Raw genomic sequence first — 22,840 nt, 5'->3', positions numbered from 1 at the left:
ATTCAAATTAAAGTGTTTCCATAAGTTAGAAAAATAATCTTCGATTCTATCTTGGTTTATGTTTGATAATTGTCAATTTAATAGTAAGAAATCATCCATTCTACAAAAAGCTTGATATAATTAAAAACTATAGGGTAAAGTAGTTTATTGGCTTTTAAATGTTTTATTGAAATTTTTATTTAAATCAAGTATATAAAAGATATTTTGTAAATATGGGGTAGGAAAATATGGTTAATAGAGCTAATAAAATTTTATTAGATATATTCATGAAAACCATAAATTCTCTTAATGTAACAAGGGCATTTCTACTTAATATAAATAAAAGAGGGTGATTATGTATACTGGAATTGTGCAAGGAAAAGAAAGCGTATTATCTCTTGATAAAAAAGACGGGTTTAGTACATTAACCGTCAGTAATAATAACCATTTCTTTGATAATGTCTCTGTGGGGGCTAGTGTGGCGATTAATGGTACATGCCTGACTGTCACCCAATTTAAGAACGATATCGTCTGGTTTGATATATCAGATTTTACGGCTGATGTGACCACATTAAAGTTTTTAAATGTGGGGGATGAAGTTAATATTGAAAGATCACATCAAATGAATAAAGAAAATGGCGGTCATAGTCTATATGGGCATATTGAAGGTGTGGCAGAAGTCGTTGAATTTATCAAAACTGGCGAAACTTATCGATTGGTGATTAATATTCCTGGAGATAATATAAGATATTTTTTCCATAAAGGTTTTATTGGGTTACATGGTTGTAGCTTGACAATAAATGGTATAAATGAAGAAGATAAAACCATAGAATTGAATTTAATTCCAGAAACGTTAAGGGCTACCAATCTTAGTAATATTAAAGTTGGTAACTTACTTAATTACGAAATAGATCAAACAACCAGAACGATTGTAGACACAATATCCAGATCGATGAATGCTAATAGATCAATATGATAATTGAAGTTTGAAGTTTGAAGTTTGAAGTTTGAAGTTTGAAGTTTGAAGTTTGAAGTTTGAAGTTTGAAGTTTGAAGTTTGAAGTAATATATACCCTATGGATTTCAAGATGCATCGCGACGGCAAGGGAGTGAATCCCCGGGAGCATAGAAAACTATGTGACCGGGGTGAGCGAGTGCAGCCAACAAAGAGGCAACTTGAAAGATGACGGGTATAAATAAGCTGGAATGTGGGGCGGTAAGTTATTTACCTCCGCTTCCATAGTTAATCCCAAGCCATTAAATGACAAACGTTTGATTATTTTGATGGACGTTTGTCATCTATTATTTTATCCCAAAATTCATCTATGGTACCTACACTTGTACCGCCACCACTTTCCAGCTCATGGATCGCTGCCTGTGTTGTAGCATTAGGAACATGGTGTTCTTTTGTCGCTCTAGTTAATACCAGACGGACAAAGCTAGACATATTCAAATTATTATTCCGGGCGGCTTGTGCCATCGCATTTTTCAGTTTTTCAGAAACACGAACTTTTAATATAGCCGTATTCATATGTCCCTCTTTGTCTCTTAATTTGTATCCTTACTGTGGGACTATTGTGGATACAAATCAAGATAACAAGATCGATAAATAAACAACGTTAGTGTTAGGCGTTAGTTAAATTAGTTTTTCCTGCGCCCATTCAAGGCCACTCTGATATTCAGGAGGCAGCATAGGAACAAGTTTCTGCAATGTATCTTTTAATTCATTTTTATCAAAGTGAGAAAGATTAAGATGACCCACTTTACGTGCAGGACGGACTTCTTTCTCATACCAATGTAAATGTACCAAGGGCAAACTGAGCCATTGTGTATTGATATCTGTACCAATCAAATTGATCATAACTGACGGCGCAGTGACTTCTGGCCGAGGCAGGGGCAAATCCAGAATAGCGCGAAGATGTAATTCGAACTGGCTGATAGACGCGCCGTTCTGAGTCCAATGACCGCTGTTGTGAACGCGTGGCGCGAGTTCGTTAATCAATAAATTATCACCGACAATAAAACATTCCATTGCCATCACGCCGATATATTTCAACTCGTGCATAATAGCTGACAGCATACTCTCAGCCTGCTGTTGTAAATGGTAATGTTGTAACTGGTTATTTTCCTGAGGAGAAACAATACTGGCGCGGAGAATGCCATCTTGATGCAAATTGTGGGCTAAGGGATAGAACACACAATCGCCATTTTTATTGCGGGCGCCGACCAGTGAAACTTCGCCCGAAAAAGGAATGGCTTGTTCAGCAATACATTCACCATAAATATCAGCGGGTAATGCTATTTCATCTCCGGGACGAATACGCCATTGCCCTCGGCCGTCATAACCACCAGTACGGCGCTTAACGATAACGAGATTACCGAGTTCAGAGAATAATTGCGGCCATTGGTTGGTATCAGAGAGTAATTGCCACGGAGCCGTTGCCAGCCCAAGGTTATCCATTAACTGTTTTTGCGGCAGCCGATCGGCCAGACGAGGAAAAATATCTCGATTAGCGAAAGCCTTATGGCGGGCAAGTTCCTGAGTAAGAGCCGTTTCCGGCCAGCGCTCAATTTCAGCGGTAATCACGCTATTCTGATAAGGAACCGCTTCGGGTTCTGCATCCAGGCCAACAGGATAAACCGTGATACCTAAAGGCTCACCAGCTTGACGTAACATGCGACCGAGCTGACCATTGCCTAATACACAAACTGGCTTCATGCTTCCTCCCGCGGATCGGGATTATCAAGCACATACTGAGTTTGTATTTCACGCCAATGGCTGAAGCGTTGCAGTAAATCTTTATCATGACGAGCCAGAATCTGTGCCGCCAGTAGAGCTGCATTTGCCGCGCCGGCTTTCCCAATTGCAAGTGTGCCGACAGGAATCCCTTTTGGCATCTGTACGATAGAGTAAAGACTGTCTACCCCATTCAGTGTAGCGCTTTGTACGGGTACGCCGAGAACCGGCACCAGCGTTTTAGCCGCCAACATGCCGGGTAAATGAGCAGCGCCGCCGGCGCCGGCGATAATGACATCAAAACCATTTTGTTCAGCTTGCTCGGCAAAACTGAATAGTTTATCGGGTGTACGGTGAGCAGAAACAATTTCAACATGAAAAGGTACATTAAGAGAAGTGAGAATATCAGCCGCGTGCTGCATCGTCGTCCAATCGCTTTTAGAACCCATGACAATGGCGATTTTGGCATTGTGTTGAGTTGTTCCTGCTAAATCAGGCTGGGCAGTCATAAATCAAATGCTCCTGTGTTTTAACGTCCACCAGAATGAAAATAACGCTTTAAGGCTGCGGATCATATCATGCTCACAAGCTAAGGAAAACGATTGCGTTACTTTATACTTTTGTTGTGACACTTGGATGTCGGGGTTCCCGGTTAATCAGAATGGGAAAGAGATAAGATCGATTGATGTATCCGTTACTTTGAACATCGATCCCTGATGATGCCATGCGCCAAGCACACCACGGTAAACGGTTTTATCATGCAGAGGAACTTCATGTACAAAAGGGCGGTGGGTGTGTCCATGAATCATCCAGTCAGCTTGATGCCGCTCAAAAGTATCAATAACAGCTTGCTGGTTTACATCCATAATGGCTTCGGATTTTCTGCTGTTGACCGATTGGCTGTTGGCTCGCATTTTTACGGCAATTTTTTGGCGGATAGACAGAGGTAGCAGTAGAAACAGACGTTGGACCCACGGGGTATGAACCCGCTTACGATATCGTTGATAATCTTCGTCATCAGTACACAAGGTATCGCCGTGCAGAATAAGTACTCGCTTACCGTGCAGTTCTAGTACTTTTTCCTGTGGAAGCAATATGACGCCGCTCTCTTTAGCAAAGCGCGAACCGAGCAGAAAGTCACGGTTGCCGTGAATAAAGTAACAGGTAACACCTTGTTGTTGCACAGTTTTTAATGCGCTAGCGATTTCACGGTGGAGAGGATTGTTATCATCATCGCCGATCCAGTAATCGAACAGATCACCGAGAATATAGAGGCTATCGGCCTGAATGGCATCCTCATGCAAAAAACGCAGAAAACCGGCAGTGATTGCCGGTTCATGTTCGCTGAGATGCAAATCTGCGATAAAAAGTGTGCACATATTCAGTGAGTTATTCGCTGACAGTTACTTTTTCGATGATAACATCTTCGAGTGGTACATCTTGGTGCATACCGCTGCGACCGGTAGAAACGCCTTTGATCTTATCAACAACATCCATACCTTCGATCACTTCGGCAAAGACGCAGTAACCCCAACCATCAGGGCGCTCAGAACGGAAGTTCAGGAAATCATTATCAACAACGTTAATGAAGAACTGCGCAGTTGCTGAGTGTGGATCGTTGGTGCGGGCCATTGCCAAAGTACCACGGTTGTTTTTCAGACCGTTATTGGCTTCGTTTTTGATAGCTGCATCTGTCGGCTTTTGTTTCATACCAGGTTCAAATCCACCACCCTGAATCATGAAACCGTTAATAACACGGTGGAAAATAGTATTATCGTAGAAGCTATTGCGGCAGTAGTTCAAGAAATTCTCAACAGTTACAGGAGCTTTGTCGGCGAAAGTATTAATTACGATATCGCCAAAATTGGTATGGAAAGTCACCATAATTGAAATCCTAATAATAGTTTTGACTAACCCAGTTAGGGCATTCGGACCAGGCGGCTTTTATATCACATATACCATAATGAGTCAGTACCTATTAGTTTCAGTAAGCTATATTGATCGCTAGCCTTGCAAAGCGCTTGATATCAGGTTTCAATATCCTATTGGACTATGCCATATCGAGCCGTTATTGATGAGATAGGGACATAAATCCAGAATTATCAATTCGTTATTTTTAACACACGTACAGTGAATTTACGGAAAATCTCGATGCTAAAAATTTTCAATACCCTCAGCCGTCAGAAAGAAGAATTTAAGCCAATCCATCCAGGGAAAGTAGGGATGTACGTGTGTGGTATCACGATTTATGACCTGTGTCATATTGGTCACGGCAGAACCTTTGTTTCTTTTGATGTGGTTGCTCGTTATCTGCGTTATCTGGGATACGATTTAACTTATGTACGCAATGTGACCGATGTTGATGACAAAATCATTAAGCGGGCGGCAGAAAACCGTGAAAGTTGTGATGACCTGACCGGCCGTATGTTGGCGGAAATGTATAAAGATTTTGACGCGCTGAATATCCTACGCCCTGATCTGGAACCACGTGCGACCCGGCATATCCCGGAGATTATTACACTGACCGAATCGTTGATAAAACGTGGTCATGCTTATGTTGCGGATAATGGCGATGTCATGTTTTCCGTCGAGAGTGATCAGGATTACGGATCACTTTCCCGTCAGGATCTCAGCCAGTTACAAGCCGGGGCGCGAGTGGAAGTGGCTGATGTTAAGCGTAACCCGATGGATTTTGTGTTGTGGAAAATGTCCAAACCCGGTGAACCAAGCTGGGAATCGCCGTGGGGAGCGGGCCGTCCGGGTTGGCACATTGAATGTTCTGCCATGAACAGTAAACAGCTAGGTAATCATTTTGATATTCATGGTGGTGGCGCTGATCTGATGTTTCCCCATCATGAAAACGAAATTGCACAATCTACCTGCGCCCATGATGGTCCGTATGTGAATTACTGGATGCATTCAGGGATGGTGATGGTGGATAAAGAGAAGATGTCCAAATCGCTGAACAATTTCTTTACTATCCGTGACGTATTGGAATATTACGATGCAGAGACAGTGCGTTATTTCTTGTTGTCAGGCCATTACCGCAGTCAACTTAACTATACAGAAGATAACCTAAAGCAGGCCCGTACCGCACTTGAACGATTTTATACAGCTCTGCGAGGTACAGATGCTTCTGTACGGCCAGCCGGTGGTGAAGTATTCGAGGCGCGTTTCATTGAAGCGATGAATGATGACTTCAATACGCCAGAGGCTTATTCGGTATTGTTTGATATGGCACGTGAAATTAACCGTCTGAAATCAGAAGATATGGACGCAGCGAATGGTTTAGCGGCTGAATTACGCAAGTTGGCTGGTATTCTAGGTTTATTGCAACAAGAGCCGGAGCAATTCCTGCACCGTGGTGTTCAGGCTGACGATGAAGAGATTGCTAAAATTGAAGCGCTAATTAAGCAGCGTAATGATGCCCGTAAAAACAAAGATTGGGCGCTGGCAGATTCTGCTCGTAATCAGTTAAATGAGATGGGTATTGAACTGGAAGATGGTCCGCAAGGGACAAGCTGGCGTCGTAAGTAAGTTCGATCTATTTTTGGTGTTAATTTATAATTTAGGCTCCCTACTTAGGGAGTCTAAGATTGATGGTTTATCTCTATTATCCCACTTGTTGCTTTATGAAATTTCCTGATTAAGAAATAAGGCAAGTTTGAAAAAAATGTTTATGATTTTTTGAATAAATTCAAAAAAAACTCTCTGGCTTATAAGGTTTCTATTTAAACAAGTCACAATCTTTTAATTCCCACAAGCTGAATATCTATAAAAGTATATTGCTTGTCATGTCTGAATGGATAACTCAACAACCACCGACTAAAATCGGTGGTTGTTGAGTTGAGACTGTCACCAAGGTCTCAGTGACAATCTCATGCAACATTATAGTCCTAAAAATTCAATATGCTGAATTAACCCTTGACCAGATAGACGTTTACCTTCTTCTTCATGTAATGTTAACAATAGAGGCCCTGCCTCTAAATCAACTTCAGTTGTACGATATACAACCGGCCCGTAGTTTGAACCTGATTTATAAGGTGTTAAAACTCTTTCGGTAAAGAATTTGATATTTTGATCGAAAATAGTGTTGTTTGATTGTTCTAACTTCATTTGGATTGCCGAATCAAAATTGAATGAATCTGCCATATAAGCATAATACATTCGTAAACGATACCGTCCTGCTGATTTAACCTGTAAGGTAATTTGAGTCGGGCCACGCTCATACATTTGCGGTTCTGCCGCTGAAAGATAATTATAGCCCTTGTTAATAGATGTCCTACCGCCATTCAAAAATACATCACCGAGAAAAATATTGTTATAGTTATGGTCGATAAATAAATTATCTGTGTCACTTGGATTTAAACAGACACGTGAAGATTTTCGTTGTGCGCCAAAAGTTAAATGGGATTGAATATTAGTATAGTCACTTGTCCAATATATCATTGAACGCTTTGCCTGTGATTCCGGCTCGTAAAAGTCGTCACTGTTATATCTATGAATAGCAGCAACTATGATATCGTTAAACATAATATCTGCTTGTTCGGCTATTGCTTTGCTGTATTTTTGAAGATCATCAGGTGAATAACCCCATTCCGATCCATTAACCAAGGTATCTCTTAATGTAAAGAAATATAATAAACAGGAAAGGGAACAAATGCTGGATAAGAGCGTAATACTGTTTTTCTTCGCTGTATTAATACTGAGAATACACAAACGACGCATATCCGCTATCGCGATTTCATTACGAACTACAATTAATTGTCTTGCTTCATCTGTGGGATTTTTTTGATAAGATGCGATGGCATCTTGTAAACTTTCTGCATCTTTTCTTACGGCTTGATACTCTGCTTCTAACCATTCACTAGTATATTTAATTAATGCATCTTGAATAATCCCAATGACATCGACTTCTTTAGGTTCTGTCAGTTTTTTGTACGTCAGTTTTAATAAAATACTTAATACACTGGATACAACACCTTGTGGAGACACAGAATCTGACTGATTAAAACTTTTCTTTTTAATCATATCTAACGCTTCTAAAGTCAAAAGGTGTAATTTAATATTATTGTCTTGTACATCTATATTATTTTCCAATGATATTGTCATTTTAGTTACCTTATTTTTGGTTATAAAATACATTCTTGTTTTTAATTATATTACACGACCATTTGATGGAATGGAATTTTATTTCATAATATTTGGTTGATAAACAAGACTTATTATTTAAATCCTTAGAAATTTAATTCGGTTCTGATGTCAATCAAGCGAACAAACTATAGCACTATTGTGAAATGCTATTTATATCCAGTAATTTATAGCCATAATATTTCAAGCAATTATTTTCTTTAATAATAATCTTGGTAATAACCGTTAGAGTAATGAATTGATAATAATAAGATTATTGATAAAGTTTTTTTACTTTTATTGAATAACTTATAACTTATAACTTGTAAAATAATAACGATGAATCATCTAATTAATAAATGATGAGGTAGTGAATGTAATTATTGTTGTTTTTGAGCCAGACTGTGATTATTGTGAATTATAATGAGTTATTGACATAATAATTTAATATGTTAATTGTAAGGTAATATTATTTAATCTAAGGAGAGTATATGAGCCAAAAAAATGATTTTAAAGCTTTTTCTATTAGTAATAATGCAAATGTAGTGAGCCAAGAGGGATATGAAGAAAGCCGGAGTTTGAGTACTGGATTTCCACCTGAGAATATTACTACTCACTTATTAAATAAGGTATTACGTCAATCTTCAACAATAGCATCCGTGGTTGCTAATTTTATTGCGACACAATCTGGCGATAATGTTTTAGATGATGGTAATATCGCTAAGCTTTCTGCTCAATTAAACAGAGCGTTGGAACAAAAAATCACTACAACAGCACCAGATGCTTCGTTAACACAAAAAGGGGTTGTTCAGCTTACTGATGTGATTGGTAATAGTGACTCATTGGCAGTAACGCAAAAGCTTGTCCAGGAGATAATAAATTCGTTGCGTGAGAATATTAATAGTAGAGTACTTAATACCCGAAAAGTGAATGGGAAGGCATTGTCGAGTGACATCAATCTGAATGCCGGGGATGTGGGAAGTTACGATAAATCTGAATCTGATTCTCGTTATGGTAATAAAAATACATCCTTAAAATCGGTAAATGGTTGGTGGAAATGTGGCAATACTGGGATGATATTTTAATGGGGAGTTTCAGATGTTACTGCGTATGATAATCCTGATAGACATGTTAATTTCCCAATTCCGTTCCCAGAAAAGGTTGTTGTAGTTAGTGAACACGACAACGGAGGTGGTGTTAATAAAGCAATTTGGCAAATAAATAATATTCAATTGTCAGGTTTCACTGCGTCAAATCTTGGCATGTTAAGCCGAGGTGTTAAAGAATTTGGACCGATACCTGGGGCAAGATGTGCTTGGTTTGCCTGGGGATTTTAATATGGAAACCGATGACAATAGTTCTTTGCGTTAATAATCATTCGTAATTTAAATTGGATTGATTTATTTTAGTCATTTGTTATTAAATGTATTTAATCGGTGATCTTTCCTTTATCAGAATGTTTTATGGATGAAAAAACAAACCTCGCTATTTTGAACGAGGTTTGTTAACCGATTTTCTGTGTTTCAATGAGTTGTAATAATGCAGGAGAGCTAAGTAGCCCTGATTACATTATTATGACTTCTCAGGTAGTTGCACACGAATATTAATTACTCTTCCGTCTGGAATATCGCATGGTTCAGCATCATGGTAATAAACGACTTCTCCTGTTGCAGTTACGCTTTTGACACGCTTATTTTGAGCAAATTCAGGAGCGTCTTTATTTTGACGATGGTAACATTCGATGGTTATATCGCCGCTGGCGGTGTCTACCGATTCACGAACCCAAATGAGATTTAACCCGTTGCTGTCTGCCGGAATGATAGTACCGCCGTGAATTCCCCACGCGCCATCTTTGGCAAAACCATTGCAACCGCTGATACGATATTTCCCTGTATCTATACGCTTAACCGTCACTCCATCAGCTTCGCTGGTTAACTCGTAAGTTCCGTCTGGATGAATATCTACAACTGGGCTGGATGCTCTGAGAATGCCGTTAGTGTCGAAGTGTGTGTTTTTATCTGTCCGAAGTTGGCTAACTTTTGTATTTCCGCCTACATCATTTCCGTGGATAAAGCTAATACCGGCAGAGTTATAATCCGCGACAAATCCCGCCCATATGTCATGCATTCTTGTTACATAGCCGCCTGACCACGGATATCCAATGCCACCATGATTTTCTGCAAATCTGAATGCATGACCACCCTGCGGCAATGATTTTATCCATGCGGTAAGATCACTGATATTCGCTGGATTAATATACTTTGGCTGGATAAATTCAGATCCTTCGGATTTTGTATATGCCCCGATATCCGCCGCCGTTGGTTTATTTTTTGTTGTATAAATATCAGTCCAATCTTCCTCAAAGCCATAATTATCACGGGAAGAGCGATAAGCAATCCCGCCGTTTCTGTATCGTACTTTCAACTGAAAAGCTGGGCAACTTCCAGCTCCATTATTGAAATGAGCAATATGTGAAGAATCTATGCCAGGGTTCAGTAAATCATATAACCCTGTGTTTACGTTCCAAGGGACTTGATTACTAATAGTGTATCTTTCTGTTAATCCGAGCTTAACTGCCCCAATATCCGCCGCCGTTGGTTTATTTTTTGTTGTATAAATATCAGTCCAATCTTCCTCAAAGCCAAAATTATCACGGGCAGAGCGATAAGCAATTCCGCCGTTTCTGTATCGTACTTTCAACTGAAAAGCTGGGCAACTTCCAGCTCCATTATTGAAATGAGCAATATGTGAAGAATCTATTCCCGGGTTCAGTAAATCATATAACCCTGTGTTTGCGTTCCAGGGGACTTGATTACTAACCGTGTTGTTTCCTGTTAATCCAAGCTTAAATGCCCCAACATCTCCGGCATTCAGATTGATATCCCCGGTTAACGCTTTCCCATTAATTTTTCTACTATTCGGTACCGCATTTTTAGCTAAATTGCCGGTTTCTGCTAAGCCGAGATTTTTCACAAACGCATTTTTATCAGGAATGTCTGCGCCATTTTGGTTTTTTGCTAATCTGTTGTTAGCATTATCATTTACATCAGAAACAAGTTTTTGAGTGACTGCAAGTGAATTGCTGTTGCCTATTTTATCTGTGAGTTGAACAATTCCTTTCTGGGTTAGTGAAGCGCTTGGAACTTCTGCGGCGATCTTTTTTTCTAAGGCTTTATTTAATTGAGTAGTGAGTTTGACTATATCCCCATCATCCAGAACATCATCACCATATTGTGTCGCGATAAAATTAGCTATTACAGAGGATATTGTTGAAGATTGGCGTAATACCTTATTGAGTAAATGAGTAGTAATATTCTCTGGTGGAAATCCGGTCTTTAAAGCCGGGTTTGCTTCATACCCTTCTTGGCTTACTACATTAGCATTATTACTAATAGAAAAAGCTTTAAAATCATTCTTAGGACTCATATACTTTCCTTAAATTAAATAATACTATTTTATAATTAACATGTTGAATTATTGTGAAAATAACTCCTGGCAACTCCCTCTGAACATAGTCTAGTTAGGAATGGGAATAATGGAATATTCTTATATCTTATGAGGTTAATTATTTTTGTATGGTTGGTGGCAATAAATAACTGTAAATTTTGTAACCATAAACATGTCAAAGTTATTTATATTTAATATATGAAATTACTTCTTATATCTCTTCCTGCTTTTTCTGTCAGATGTACGGTATGTTTTTTTATTTTTAACGATTGAATAGATTGCTAAAAACGGATTGAATTCTATTAAGTGATCTACTGTTTGACATGGTTATTTAGTAATAGAAAACATATTGCATTTATTCTGAATAATATGTTTTCTATATAATGACGCTCTGTTTTATGCCTATTTCTATAACTTCATATTACCAAGAATTAAAGTTACAGTAATAATGGATAGCAACGTTGTCCATGTAATAATAGATGCCATTGCCTCATGATCACCACCCATTTGTTTAGCTAATATATAAGCATTACCAGCACAAGGCACTGCGGAATATAGAATAGCAATGTTTGCGGGAACGCCTGATACACCTAGATATTTTATTATCAATATGGTGATAAGTGGCATTACAACCAGCTTAAGTATAGTCGCATAGGAAATAGAAAGTATCTTTTTTATATGCATGCTGATGATCAATCCAGCGCCTACGGACATTAAGCTTAATGGTGTAGCTGCGTTCGATAAGTAAATAAAAAGTTGCCTGATTGGTCCGGTAATATGAATGTTAAAGTAGTTTAGCAATACTCCAATAATTGCACCAATGATTAGCGGGTTTTTAGCTAAAGCAAGGATAGCGCCACCGAGACTTTTCTTACTTCCGTGACCATAATGATTCATTACGAGTACACTCATAATATTGGTAATAATTATCATATAGGCCACAAAGAATCCGGATAATGCAACTCCCTCACTGCCGAATAGTGATTGTGAAAGTGCTATAAAAACATATGAGTTATATCTAACTCCTCCTTGGAAAATAGATGTAAATAGATCTGGTGTAGTGTTAAAGAAAAATCTACTGATGAAAATAATAATAGCGATTATTATTGTTGAACTTATGGTTGATACGATTGGATAGAAGTTATCGGAACCAGAGAAATTAGCCTCACTAATATCTAATATTAACAAGCAAGGAAAAAAAAGATAGTAAACAAATTTATCTGAAAAATTCCAGAAAATAGAAATATCCTTTATATATATTTTAGATAGGAATCCAAGAGTAATTAGTAAGAATATAGGTAGGATTGAAAAGAAAACATTTAACATCTGGTGGTCCTTTTAGACAGAGAAAACTCTATGCTCTATTTGATTTAAATACCGATGATTCCAAAGGTTAGATGAGATAAATACGCGTTGTAGTCGCCAGTTAAAATATTTATATTGATGTTTTATAATTTTCCAAGAGAATATATTGGCTTAGGGTTTATGGGTGTTCGTTGTTTATTTATGGTTGATATTATTCTTATAGATAAAGAAGACATCATGGAGGATTTAACTAAATGAATATATAAATCGCCACCGGTAGAATCGTAATCAATTTTGTTTAATGCTGAAAATAGATCCTGTTTTTCTTGCATGGTTAATTGAAATATATTTTGGTAATCCATTTATATTCTCTTTGAAAAATTATAATGTTAACTAACCCTAAAAGTAGGAATATATTACATATATTGTTCTTCTTTAAAACCAAAATTAATAGATAGTGTGATTTGAATCACCTAAAATAAAATTATTATATTTGATTTTTTAAATCTTAAAGTGTGATAAAAATCATCTTTTTAATAGCTAATGATCACTGTAGCTAGATAGTCTAAAGATTAAGTAGGATGTATTAATGGAAAAATAAATTGATTTATCTGTAGCCCTACAATTGACAAAAAACGATAAAAGTTATGTGGTTGCATGAATACGCCTATATTAAATAGGCTGGCATGATTACAGTTATATGTTAACTGTTTCGTTAAATAAGAATACTAAGATTCTTCTTGTAAAAATAACTATATAATTTTATGAGAATTCAATGAGTATTTATTATAATTACTCTATGCTTTATCTAGAATAAAGAGACAGTTCTTGAAGGGTTATTACTTCATTTTATTAATATTTGAGTGGCTATTTGTTTTAATTACAGTATCTTCAAATTTCTTGATGTGATTATTGATAATGATGATGAGTTAGCGGGAATATGAGCAATGCTAATAATTAGCAGATTCCAGCAGCCATTGCCTCACATCTGAACTGTCTAGATTGGTGGGGCGGTAGGATAGTACTGATAAAACCAGCTAATGATTTCGCTAATTATGCTCATTTCTCCTGTACCGGAATAGGCATGATTTTGAGGTCATGTGCGATACTAAATTCTGCTTCGGTTTTTTCTCGCAGAGCCTCTAATGTGACATTTGGCGCATGTTCTTTCAGGATTAACTGGCCCTGTTCAAAGCAGAAGACAGCTAATTCAGTGACAATCATGCTGACTTTATTGATGGCAGTGAGTGGCAAAGTACACTGCTTGAGGATTTTTGCTGAACTGTCTTTGGTGCAATGTTCCATTGCAATGATGACTTTACGTGCGCCGGTGACAAGATCCATTGCTCCTCCCATACCAAGGACCATTTTCCCCGGTATCATCCAACTGGCTAGATTGGCGTGCTGATCAACTTGCAGACCTCCCAGAATGCAGGTATCTACGTGACCACCGCGGATCAGGGCAAAAGAGAGGGCACTGTCAAATATGGCAGCGCCGGGCAGGATGCCACAGGGTTTTCCGCCCGCGTTGACCAAATTAGGATGTACTTCTGTAATCGGTCCAAGGCCCAATATGCCGTTTTCTGATTGGAGAGTAATATGAATGTGATCTGGCAGATAGTTCGGGACTTGCGTGGGAATGCCGATGCCAAGATTAACAACGTCGCCGTCTTGTAGTTCGAGAGCAGCGCGGTGGGCAATAACTTGTTGAGCATTCATTATTAGTTTCCCCTTGGATAAACGATGTAGTCGATCAATGCGCCAGGTGTTATCACGCAGTCTGGTGTAATCTCGCCGACTTCAACCAGCCTATCGGGTTCAGCAAGCGTGATGTCCGCTGCCAGAGCGATCACTGGGTTAAAATTTCGGGCGCTTAACTGGTAGGTCAGATTACCGTGATAGTCAGCAAGATGAGCTTGAATCAACGCGAGATCAGCGCGTAGCGGGAGCTCCAGCAAATAGTCTGTTCCATTGACGGTGATTTTTTGTTTTCCCTCTTCTACAACAGTACCTACCCCGGTTGGGGTCAGGAATCCGCCCAGACCGGCTCCGCCGCAGCGAATACGTTCGATCAACGTACCCAAAGGAACCAGTTCCACTTCTATTTCTCCAGCAAGCATTTTGCGTCCGGTTTCTGGATTAGTGCCAATATGTGAGGTGATGACTTTTTTCACTCGGTTATTAACCACAAGGGGGCCGATACCAACGTCAATCCCGGCGGTATCGTTAGCAATGATGGTCAAATCTTTGACGCCGGAGTTCAGCAATGCGGTGATTAAGTGAGGGGGTGTACCTACGCCCATAAAACCGCCAGCCATAATAGTCATGCCGTCATAAAAATGCTCCATAGCTTGTTGTGTGCTAATAAGTTTATTTTTCATATTGATTCCCTATATAGGATATGTTGGACATAGGCGAATGTCCGTAAGGCAATGAATATGCCAGTAAAGCAATATCTTCAGAACGTCCCCGGAGGGGAGAAAGATGAATAGCGTTAAGGCGGTACAGTTTGGCCTGTAGGGTAAGGGGCATTTCTCCAACTTTCACTGTATCACAGCACAACGCCATCATTTTGGGGCTGTTAGTCAAGATCCGATCCCAACCGTAGTTGTCGGATGAGGCACGGTGTCGTTGATTGACTTCCTGCTTCATCAATTAGCCTCCGAAAAACCTCGCCATTTAGGATAAGGGGAAAGGCGGTAATTGGGAGTATAGAAAGCGTTGCCGAATGGGAGCAAGGGGGAAAATGGGTAAGTGTGAGGGGCTTCTAATGGGTTTGACTCACTTTAGCCTTATAGGTGTATGGCGTAGGGATGATCTGTTAATACCGGGAGGCACAGCGTTGTATTCTATGCTGCGCCTTGAATCTATTTGCTAAGACAATTTTAGGTGAGGGTTTCTAAGAGAGATAATTATTGTTCCGACTTGATTATCGTTGCGGGTATCTTTTCCATAACTAAAATCAAAATATTTCATTTGGTCTCCAGTTTCTACCACTGCTCCATTAATCGCTATGAAATTTTTACGGAGCATGGTGTTAAGACCATAGGCATTAGCATCTTTTGGTGCAACATCAATGACGACTTTTCCTGTGTTCTCTTTTCCTTCGGCCATGAAATTGAATACACCTTTAGGATAATCTTCTCTGTGAATATCTAATGGAAAGTCGGTGCCATTTGGAGAGTTAAGATTTAATAAAGTCGCTCCGGCTTTTAGAGTGAAATTTGTGTAGAATAAAGGTTGACCTTGTTCATCTAAATCAGTTCTTATGTTTAATATTTGAGAGCTTATTAACATCTGTGCATTATCTTGTAAGATAATATTGCTATTGTATATATTGACCAGATGGCTTTTAAGCATAGCTTTAGAGGATTCAGTGATAGAGAAATCACATTCTAGTGAAATATTACCTTTTATCACTTCATTTTCTTGCTGTATTTCTACCGAAGCCTCTACAGTAAGGTGACTTAACCCTGATATAGCGACTGCTGATTCTTCTGGTTTCAGTGTTTTATTTTTAGGACCGCTAATTCTTACCGTGTTTGCCTTTGCTATTGCAAGGGTACTTGAATTTTGTAATTTTATTCTATATCTATCTGTAATTTGAGAATTAAGATGAAAATTAACAGGTTTTTCTTGACTTCCTGATATTATAAGATTTCCTGAGGAGATATTTATTGTTTCTCCTAAAGTTTTATCTGTATTTTCTGCCTTATGTACTATCTCATATTGCTCTTTAAGTTCAACTGGAATTGATGGTCTGGGCCAATGAATATCGTGTGCTTTAATGCTATTTGTGTTATCCGTATTCAGTGTTAATGTATTTTCTCCAGCGTCCATTTTGAAGGTGAAACCAATGTTTTTATCGAAAGAGCTTGATGGAGTAATAGTTTGACTGCCGTGTTGATGACCGTATGATTGATCTTCATCAGGGACCCAGATAAATTTTTCGCTCATTAATTTTACCCTTTTTTGAGTTAATATTATTTCATTATTAAATGTAGATTAATATAAACATAGTTCAAAATAAGTAAGTTTCAAGATACTTTCTCCTATTTTATTGTGATTTTGTTGCTGATCAATGGAGTTTGATATCAGCGCTTTTTCCTGTTTTTGCTAGAGATTTTTCAACGGTTTATTTATGTAAGGAATGATATTATCGGAGAATAGTTTATTACTACTTGCTAACTGAATAATTCGGTTTAAATGCAGGTTTGATTGAGCATAATTGGTGAAGAGAGTTGTTCAAGTTGATAAATAATTCTTTGTGAATGAGAAAATAACGATAGGTGAAAATCCTGTGTCAAGATAGTTATGTTTGGTGGGGCGCTGATGTAATCAATACATATTATGTATAATCCGAAGACGATATTAATTTCAAGCTGAGAATTTTACTCTCTGTGAGTAGCCAGATATCTTAGTCGTAAATTTAATCTATTTTTTGTATCTGTTTTGTTGGATAAGTTGATGTTAGGTAAGCTTATCAACGCATTTTAATAGGTTGTTATTACCTTATTTCTTGTCGTATAGAAAATTAAGGTACTTGATTGAACTAATCGGTTTACCTATATGTGATTTAAATCTCAAAAAAGAAAATTTCTAATTTCTGCACGCTTTATTGTCGATTGTCAAATGAAGTAATCCTCTGACGAGGATCTTGTTGGGGAAATATGTGCAAAATACTATAATGCATTGTAAATACTGAAATAATTATAAAATTAATTGCGAATACATCTGAGTGTGATGATTTTTAAAATGGTTAATTTTATTATGAAATAATAATAAGTATGAGCATAATATTATTCTGTTTTATATTGTTTATTGGCATTAATATAGAAATAATTATCTGATTTTATTTTTTTGGATAAATGATTTTATGGTTTTTAATGTTTCAAAGTGAAAATGGATAAGATGTCATTAAATAATTTTTAAATTTAGTGGAAAGGAATAGAACTTTGTCTATATTTAATTAACAACGTAACATGATAAATAAAAATAGTAACGCCTTCGTAGAATAGAAGGGAAAGTTTTACGTCAACAATCCATTTCAAGCTTAAGGAGGTGCTCAGAGATTAGTTCATCAATTTAATTAAGTCAGGGTTTATATTTAATTTTTAATGTGAAGATGAATGTTATTCAAGATTCTATGACGTTTTTTATAATTTTCTAATAATATAGGTGAATGAAATGATAGAAAAAACAGAGCGTATTGCAGAATTAGAAAAGATTATCGATTCACAATTAACTTCATCTATTTATAGTGTTAGTAATTTCGTAGGTAACGATAATGATGTACATTTGACTGGAGGCAGTCTGACGAGAACATATACGATTATGCCAATGGAGACAGTGTGGGGCATATATGCAAGCGTTCCAATTATAGGTCCTAATACGGATATTAAAATTATTAAGCCACTTGATTTCCATGTTATGACAAAGTATTGGGAAAATGTTGGAAAGATTTGGTTATTCCAGGAAGCAAGAGCTATTAATGGTGTTATTAAATATTGTGTAGGTGATAATTTTAATTACTTAGCTTCAAGAGAAGCGCAAGGTAATAATAATAGTGGGGGAAGTAAAAATCTGAAAGTTGTGTGTAGGGTTCCGGGAGATTTGAATACTGCTCAAATGATATTGTACTAACACAAGATAGCTCGGTTTTTAAAGTAGAGTTTTTACAGATTAATTGTGTTCTTGATATATTATAAACTGGTTGTAAACTCGAATAAGCTTTTTTAAGGTTATAAATGAAAAGAGACATGATTGCTTGACGAGTTCTCTGGTTTTTAATTCTGGATTTAAGGCTACACTCCGATGTAGCCTTATCTTTTTATTTTAATATAAGGTATTGTATATTTTGTTTGATATTTAGAGAAATAATGTGTGGCTTGCTAAATATATGTAATATTACTGTGTTTGTATTTTCATGAGCATAGAATTTGTTTTTATGGATATTCTTACCATTTTAAGAAATTACTGAATATAATAACACAGAGTATTTGTGATGACTGTTTGTGAAGTGATGACTCGATATTTTTCGGTTTTGTTAATTCATGTTAAATATATTGTTGAAGTATAAAATTGTTTAATTCTGGGTTTTATGAGTAAATTTACACATTAGATATCATTTATAAAGTATGTGTTTTATAGTTTACCATGATTAAATAATAGCTGATTTATATCGATGTTAAGTGGTACATTACCTTATTTGATATCGTACCACAAAGAGTAAAATTAATTTTGAACTGCTAAACATTTACTTTTTGATATGATTGGTATTGATCTTTAAGTGATATTGTTATAATCATAAATTTATGATCATTTTTTAATTGGTCTGGTTTATAACCAATATTAAAATAATCTTCGTGTTTTTCTTTTTTAATTATTTTATTATTGATAGCTATTAGTTTTTTGTCAAATATCTTATTTATATTGTCTTTTATATTATTAGGATTTTGTTGTGAGAATTCAATCATAATTTTTCCTTCATTCTTGCCTTCTGTAGTAATGAAATTAAATAGACCTTCTGGATATTCTACGTTGTCAAGGTAGAGTGGGAAATTGATACCATCGAAAGATTCTAAGTTTAGTAAAGGAGAACCTGCTTTAAGCTTGAACCATGTCTTGTTTTTTTCTATGTCATTTTTTTGCATTATGCCATTATTAATCAAGGTCACTGTCGATTTATCTTGTATGCTTATATTGCAGTAATTAAAGTTTCCATCTCCAAGGTAGAGATTACTACTTTCAAAAGTGAGCTTAGATGATTCACTTAAAGAAATTTCACTAGCTAGAAATATAAAAGCCGGAACATCATCTTCTATTTTTGTTGTTTGTTTTATTTCAAATTCACTGTTCCCTGACATTATGAGTTTTGGCGGTTTATTGGAAACGACATAATCTATAAACATAAATACAGTTCCTGGATTTTTGATGCTTAAGGAGCCTGAATTTTTAAGAATAAAATTAGCGCTTTCAGAACACCCTAAATAAGCAACTGTATGGCTTCTATCAACTGTATGGTTTTGATCATTTAGCCGATAGTCTACTAATAGTGTTCCAGCAGATACATTTATATCTAATCCTTTGCCGCTATCAGTCATTGTTCCGTCATTGTTGCGGTTAAATTCTGGCCAATAGATAGGTATATTATCGGAATCATTCTGTAGTGTTAATGTTTCACTTTCAGCGTTCATTGTGAAATTAGCGCCACCTAATTTATCGAATGAATCTGACTGAGTAGATGAAAGAATAATAGATCCAGTTCCATAATCTTTGGTATATACCTGAGAATTATTTGGGTCCCATTCAAAGACTGTGCTCATTTTTAACCCCTCATAAGGATGAATATTTTTTTCATAATTAAACATAGTTAAAATAAATATAGTTCAAAGTGAGAGGGTTTCAAGGTATTGAATGAGATTATTGTATATTTACTCAAATTTTCTTGCTAGAAATAAATTCAATTACAGTGCATAGCATAGTGCCCTTTACGTCAATAATTTTACCTAAAAATATATTTTATTGTAATTCGGTTATTGTTTAATACTGGAATTAATTGTTAACATTATTCCATATTTATCTTATAGCGTCTCTTTAATTATTACTTTGTTATTAGGATGGTTACATTACAGATGAATAGCCTGGAATTATCTAACGCTTGTGGGGATAATTGAAATATTTATCCAGTTTTAAAGTAATATCATAGATATAACTTATAATGTATGGTCATAATATTTCTTTTTGTCAGTATTTTTCCATAGCGATTTGCATTATTTAAAGCATATAAATATTATAGTGAATTGATTTATCTCAGTTTTAATTTAAGTGCTGTTTGCCCGGAATTTATTCATATTGCTCTGTCTAATTAATGCTTGATGAATAAAAAATAATATTTAACTCACTGGAATCTTGTAGGGTAAATAATATCATTTTAATGATAACCATTTGAAATCAATATATGGTTTTTTCATATTATATTCCAATTGACTTGTAATAATGTGAAAGATGGACTACTTTCTTAATGTGGATATATGAAGCTCTCCGATTCACTAAAGAATATTGATTATATAATTTTATTCAGAAATTAAATATTATTTAAGAAAGATATTTACATACCTAAAATAGCTATGAAAATTAATTTCAATTAGTTAATGCCATTATACGATAATTGAATGATTCTTAAAGGATATATAAATATGAAGAAATTTATGTTAGGAGTATTGCTTCTCGGAATTGCGTCTGCCGCAAACGCAGGCAATGGAGCCGATAAGTCTATTGAACTAACTGATCAAGAGTGTATTGCGCAGTGGTATATGTCTAGTGCTTCCCAGTCTTGTGATATATTATCAATTTGGAAACTCGGAAATGATACTTGTGCTATTACAGCACAATGTCGTGCTGTTCATGGACCAGTTGTCGAGAATGGTACTCGGTTTTTCCCGTATTCTCAGGTATCACAGATCGCGAACTGCGGTGGTTATTTAAAGACTGATGGATGTTAATTTTATTTTCATTAATTTCAGGCTACGGATTGTAGCCTGATTAGGGCGTTAGGGAAAAGTTGTAAATTCAAATCAGTGCCGTAATCTCGGCAAATAGGGATTATGGATGAAATTTTTTATAATTAATTAGTTATGGCTATGGCAAAGCCGAAAATTACAGTGCATAGATCAATGTTCTTTCCGTCATTAAGTTTACCTGAAAATATATTTTATTGTAATTCGGTTACTGTTTAACGCTGGAGTTAATTATTACTTTGTTATTAGGATAATTACATTACAGATGAATAACCTGAAATTACTTAATGCTTGATGAATAAAAAACATATTTAATTCACTGGAATCTTGTAGGGTAAATAATATCATTCTAATGATAACCATTTGAAATCAATATACGGTTTTTTCATATTATATCCCAGTTAACTTGTAATAATGTGGAAGATGGACTACTTTTTTAATGTGGATATATGAAACTCTCCTATTCACTAAAGAATATTGATTGTTTTATTCAGAAATTAAATATTATTTAAGAAAGATATTTACATACCTAAAATAGCTATGAAAATTAATTTCAATTAGTTAATGCCATTATACGATAATTGAATGATTCTTAAAGGATATATAAATATGAAGAAATTTATGTTAGGAGCATTGCTTCTCGGGATTGCGTCTGCCGCAAACGCAGGTAGTGGAGCCGATAAGCCTATTGAACTAACTGATCAAGAGTGTATGGCGCAGTGGAATATGTCTCGTGCTTCCCAGTCTTGTGATGTATTCATTTGGAAGCAAGGAGATGAGACTTGCGCTATTACATCACAATGTCGTACTGATAATGGAGGATTTATCGATAACGGTACTGAGTATTTTCCGTATTTTAAGGTATCAGAGATCATGAACTGCAATGGTCGTTTAAAGATGGGAAGATGTTAACTTTATTTTCACTAATTTTAGGCTACGGTATTGTAGCCTGATTAGGGCGTTGGGGGAAATTTGTAAATTCAAATCAGTGCCGTAATCTCGGCAAATAGGGATTGTGGATAAAAATTTTTTATAATTAGTTAGTTATGGCTATGGTAAAGCTATTGTAATATTGGTTAAGGTCGAAATTTAGGATAAGGGAGAGCAACAAATAGGAAAAAATAAATGAAATTAAGATTTGCTAACAACCGATCAATGTGATTTAATAGCGTCACTGGTTTGGAAGTACAGACCTATTTATGAAAAGTTTTTATGAAAAGTATTAAAGTTAAAGCAGTTCACCATTTAGCGTTATCCCTGATACCACTTCATTGCGAATTCCTTCTAATTAGTACCCGTAATAGTACCCATAAGTAAAACTGAAAAACAGACCTCATAACGCCTTATGGCAACTTAAAAATTAAAGGAAAATTCTATGTCTAATGCAATGACTGGTTCAGTAAAATGGTTTAACAACGATAAAGGTTTTGGCTTTATTTCGCCAAAAGATGGTAGCAAAGATGTTTTTGTTCATTATTCTGCAATTCAGAGTAATAATTTCAAAACATTGGAAGAAGGTCAGGAAGTTTCATTCTCTATTGAGAATGGCGCTAAAGGTCCATCCGCAGTAAATGTTATCGTATTATCTTGATTTAACTTAACTGCTTAAATCTATTAGCGACTTTACGATAGCGATGAAGGTAATATCCTGAGTAGTTAAAGTTGTTAATAAGTAAAAACCCGCTTAGTTGCGGGTTTTTTGCATGGTGACAGTAGTATTTTGC

21 protein-coding genes and 1 pseudogene are annotated in these 22,840 nt (G+C 36.2%); 8 read left to right on the top strand and 14 right to left on the bottom strand.

Features of this window, described 5'->3' with window-relative positions:
• Positions 1–334: 334 nt before the first annotated feature.
• Positions 335–955, top strand: a complete 621-nt coding sequence (locus EAE93_RS10660) for a riboflavin synthase subunit alpha (RefSeq protein WP_214039637.1) — start codon at positions 335–337, stop codon at positions 953–955.
• A gap of 299 nt (positions 956–1,254) precedes the next feature.
• Here EAE93_RS10660 and EAE93_RS10655 read toward each other — a convergent pair whose 3' ends face one another.
• The 5 genes from EAE93_RS10655 to ppiB all read right to left on the bottom strand — a co-directional run bounded on the left by EAE93_RS10655 (position 1,255) and on the right by ppiB (position 4,599).
• Positions 1,255–1,509: a type II toxin-antitoxin system RelB/DinJ family antitoxin gene (locus EAE93_RS10655; protein ID WP_036808970.1), complete on the bottom strand. Its 255-nt coding sequence runs from the start codon at positions 1,507–1,509 to the stop codon at positions 1,255–1,257.
• Between the two features lie 105 nt (positions 1,510–1,614).
• Positions 1,615–2,697 carry a 5-(carboxyamino)imidazole ribonucleotide synthase gene (purK, locus tag EAE93_RS10650; protein WP_214039636.1) on the bottom strand — a complete coding sequence of 361 codons (1,083 nt, stop codon included), beginning with the start codon at positions 2,695–2,697 and terminating at the stop codon, positions 1,615–1,617.
• Entirely contained in the window at positions 2,694–3,224 is a 531-nt protein-coding gene (purE, locus tag EAE93_RS10645; protein ID WP_214039635.1) for a 5-(carboxyamino)imidazole ribonucleotide mutase, read from the bottom strand. Before purE ends, purK begins: the two co-directional genes overlap by 4 nt.
• Before the next feature lie 147 nt (positions 3,225–3,371).
• Complete coding sequence (gene lpxH / locus EAE93_RS10640; protein WP_110085820.1) at positions 3,372–4,094, bottom strand: UDP-2,3-diacylglucosamine diphosphatase; 723 nt, start codon at positions 4,092–4,094, stop codon at positions 3,372–3,374.
• Positions 4,095–4,104: 10 nt separating this feature from the next.
• Positions 4,105–4,599, bottom strand: coding sequence for a peptidylprolyl isomerase B (gene ppiB / locus EAE93_RS10635; protein WP_011147946.1), 495 nt, complete (start codon positions 4,597–4,599; stop codon positions 4,105–4,107).
• A 267-nt stretch (positions 4,600–4,866) separates the two neighbouring features.
• Between ppiB and cysS the strand changes: the two genes are divergently transcribed.
• Positions 4,867–6,252: a cysteine--tRNA ligase gene (gene cysS, locus EAE93_RS10630; protein WP_214039634.1), complete on the top strand. Its 1,386-nt coding sequence runs from the start codon at positions 4,867–4,869 to the stop codon at positions 6,250–6,252.
• A 351-nt stretch (positions 6,253–6,603) separates the two neighbouring features.
• Here cysS and EAE93_RS10625 read toward each other — a convergent pair whose 3' ends face one another.
• Positions 6,604–7,827 carry an insecticidal delta-endotoxin Cry8Ea1 family protein gene (locus tag EAE93_RS10625; protein ID WP_036808984.1) on the bottom strand — a complete coding sequence of 408 codons (1,224 nt, stop codon included), beginning with the start codon at positions 7,825–7,827 and terminating at the stop codon, positions 6,604–6,606.
• Positions 7,828–8,336: 509 nt separating this feature from the next.
• Here EAE93_RS10625 and EAE93_RS10620 point away from each other — a divergent pair.
• Together EAE93_RS10620 and EAE93_RS25735 are read left to right on the top strand one after the other, a co-directional pair.
• Positions 8,337–8,930 carry a tail fiber protein gene (locus EAE93_RS10620; RefSeq protein WP_250150978.1) on the top strand — a complete coding sequence of 198 codons (594 nt, stop codon included), beginning with the start codon at positions 8,337–8,339 and terminating at the stop codon, positions 8,928–8,930.
• Positions 8,931–8,942: 12 nt separating this feature from the next.
• Positions 8,943–9,182 (top strand): annotated as a pseudogene (locus EAE93_RS25735) (gp53-like domain-containing protein); the annotation flags it as partial.
• A gap of 235 nt (positions 9,183–9,417) precedes the next feature.
• On the opposite strand, the gene EAE93_RS10615 reads toward EAE93_RS25735, so the two are convergent.
• The 7 genes from EAE93_RS10615 to EAE93_RS10585 all read right to left on the bottom strand — a co-directional run bounded on the left by EAE93_RS10615 (position 9,418) and on the right by EAE93_RS10585 (position 16,554).
• A complete protein-coding gene (locus EAE93_RS10615) occupies positions 9,418–11,271 on the bottom strand; it encodes a phage tail protein (RefSeq protein WP_214039633.1) in 1,854 nt (617 codons plus the stop codon).
• Positions 11,272–11,700: 429 nt separating this feature from the next.
• A complete protein-coding gene (locus EAE93_RS10610; protein WP_040150095.1) occupies positions 11,701–12,618 on the bottom strand; it encodes an AEC family transporter in 918 nt (305 codons plus the stop codon).
• A gap of 122 nt (positions 12,619–12,740) precedes the next feature.
• On the bottom strand, positions 12,741–12,959 hold the full coding sequence (locus tag EAE93_RS10605) for a hypothetical protein (protein ID WP_214039632.1): 219 nt from the start codon (positions 12,957–12,959) through the stop codon (positions 12,741–12,743).
• A gap of 697 nt (positions 12,960–13,656) precedes the next feature.
• Positions 13,657–14,316 carry a CoA transferase subunit B gene (locus EAE93_RS10600; protein WP_214039631.1) on the bottom strand — a complete coding sequence of 220 codons (660 nt, stop codon included), beginning with the start codon at positions 14,314–14,316 and terminating at the stop codon, positions 13,657–13,659.
• A gap of 2 nt (positions 14,317–14,318) precedes the next feature.
• Positions 14,319–14,978, bottom strand: a complete 660-nt coding sequence (gene atoD, locus EAE93_RS10595; protein ID WP_214039630.1) for an acetate CoA-transferase subunit alpha — start codon at positions 14,976–14,978, stop codon at positions 14,319–14,321.
• Positions 14,968–15,249 (bottom strand): hypothetical protein, encoded by a 282-nt coding sequence (locus EAE93_RS10590; protein ID WP_214039629.1) that lies wholly within the window; start codon positions 15,247–15,249, stop codon positions 14,968–14,970. Before EAE93_RS10590 ends, atoD begins: the two co-directional genes overlap by 11 nt.
• Before the next feature lie 222 nt (positions 15,250–15,471).
• A complete protein-coding gene (locus EAE93_RS10585) occupies positions 15,472–16,554 on the bottom strand; it encodes a hypothetical protein (RefSeq protein ID WP_110085816.1) in 1,083 nt (360 codons plus the stop codon).
• 1,230 nt (positions 16,555–17,784) lie between these two features.
• On the opposite strand from EAE93_RS10585, the gene EAE93_RS10580 reads away from it, so the two are divergent.
• Complete coding sequence (locus tag EAE93_RS10580; protein WP_036775245.1) at positions 17,785–18,240, top strand: hypothetical protein; 456 nt, start codon at positions 17,785–17,787, stop codon at positions 18,238–18,240.
• Between the two features lie 605 nt (positions 18,241–18,845).
• Here EAE93_RS10580 and EAE93_RS10575 read toward each other — a convergent pair.
• Positions 18,846–19,922: a hypothetical protein gene (locus EAE93_RS10575; protein ID WP_181148280.1), complete on the bottom strand. Its 1,077-nt coding sequence runs from the start codon at positions 19,920–19,922 to the stop codon at positions 18,846–18,848.
• 873 nt (positions 19,923–20,795) lie between these two features.
• Between EAE93_RS10575 and EAE93_RS10570 the strand changes: the two genes are divergently transcribed.
• The 3 genes from EAE93_RS10570 (at position 20,796) to cspE (ending at position 22,707) form a co-directional block, all read left to right on the top strand.
• Positions 20,796–21,101, top strand: coding sequence for a hypothetical protein (locus EAE93_RS10570; protein WP_036809005.1), 306 nt, complete (start codon positions 20,796–20,798; stop codon positions 21,099–21,101).
• A 624-nt stretch (positions 21,102–21,725) separates the two neighbouring features.
• Entirely contained in the window at positions 21,726–22,028 is a 303-nt protein-coding gene (locus EAE93_RS10565; protein ID WP_036775251.1) for a hypothetical protein, read from the top strand.
• A gap of 463 nt (positions 22,029–22,491) precedes the next feature.
• A complete protein-coding gene (gene cspE, locus EAE93_RS10560; protein WP_021323801.1) occupies positions 22,492–22,707 on the top strand; it encodes a transcription antiterminator/RNA stability regulator CspE in 216 nt (71 codons plus the stop codon).
• Positions 22,708–22,840: the final 133 nt, after the last annotated feature.

The organism is Photorhabdus akhurstii, assembly GCF_018448925.1.
Classification (GTDB): Bacteria; Pseudomonadota; Gammaproteobacteria; order Enterobacterales; family Enterobacteriaceae; genus Photorhabdus; species Photorhabdus akhurstii.
The sequence above is the reverse complement of the archived record's forward strand: the minus strand, read 5'-3'. Positions and strand labels throughout refer to the sequence as shown.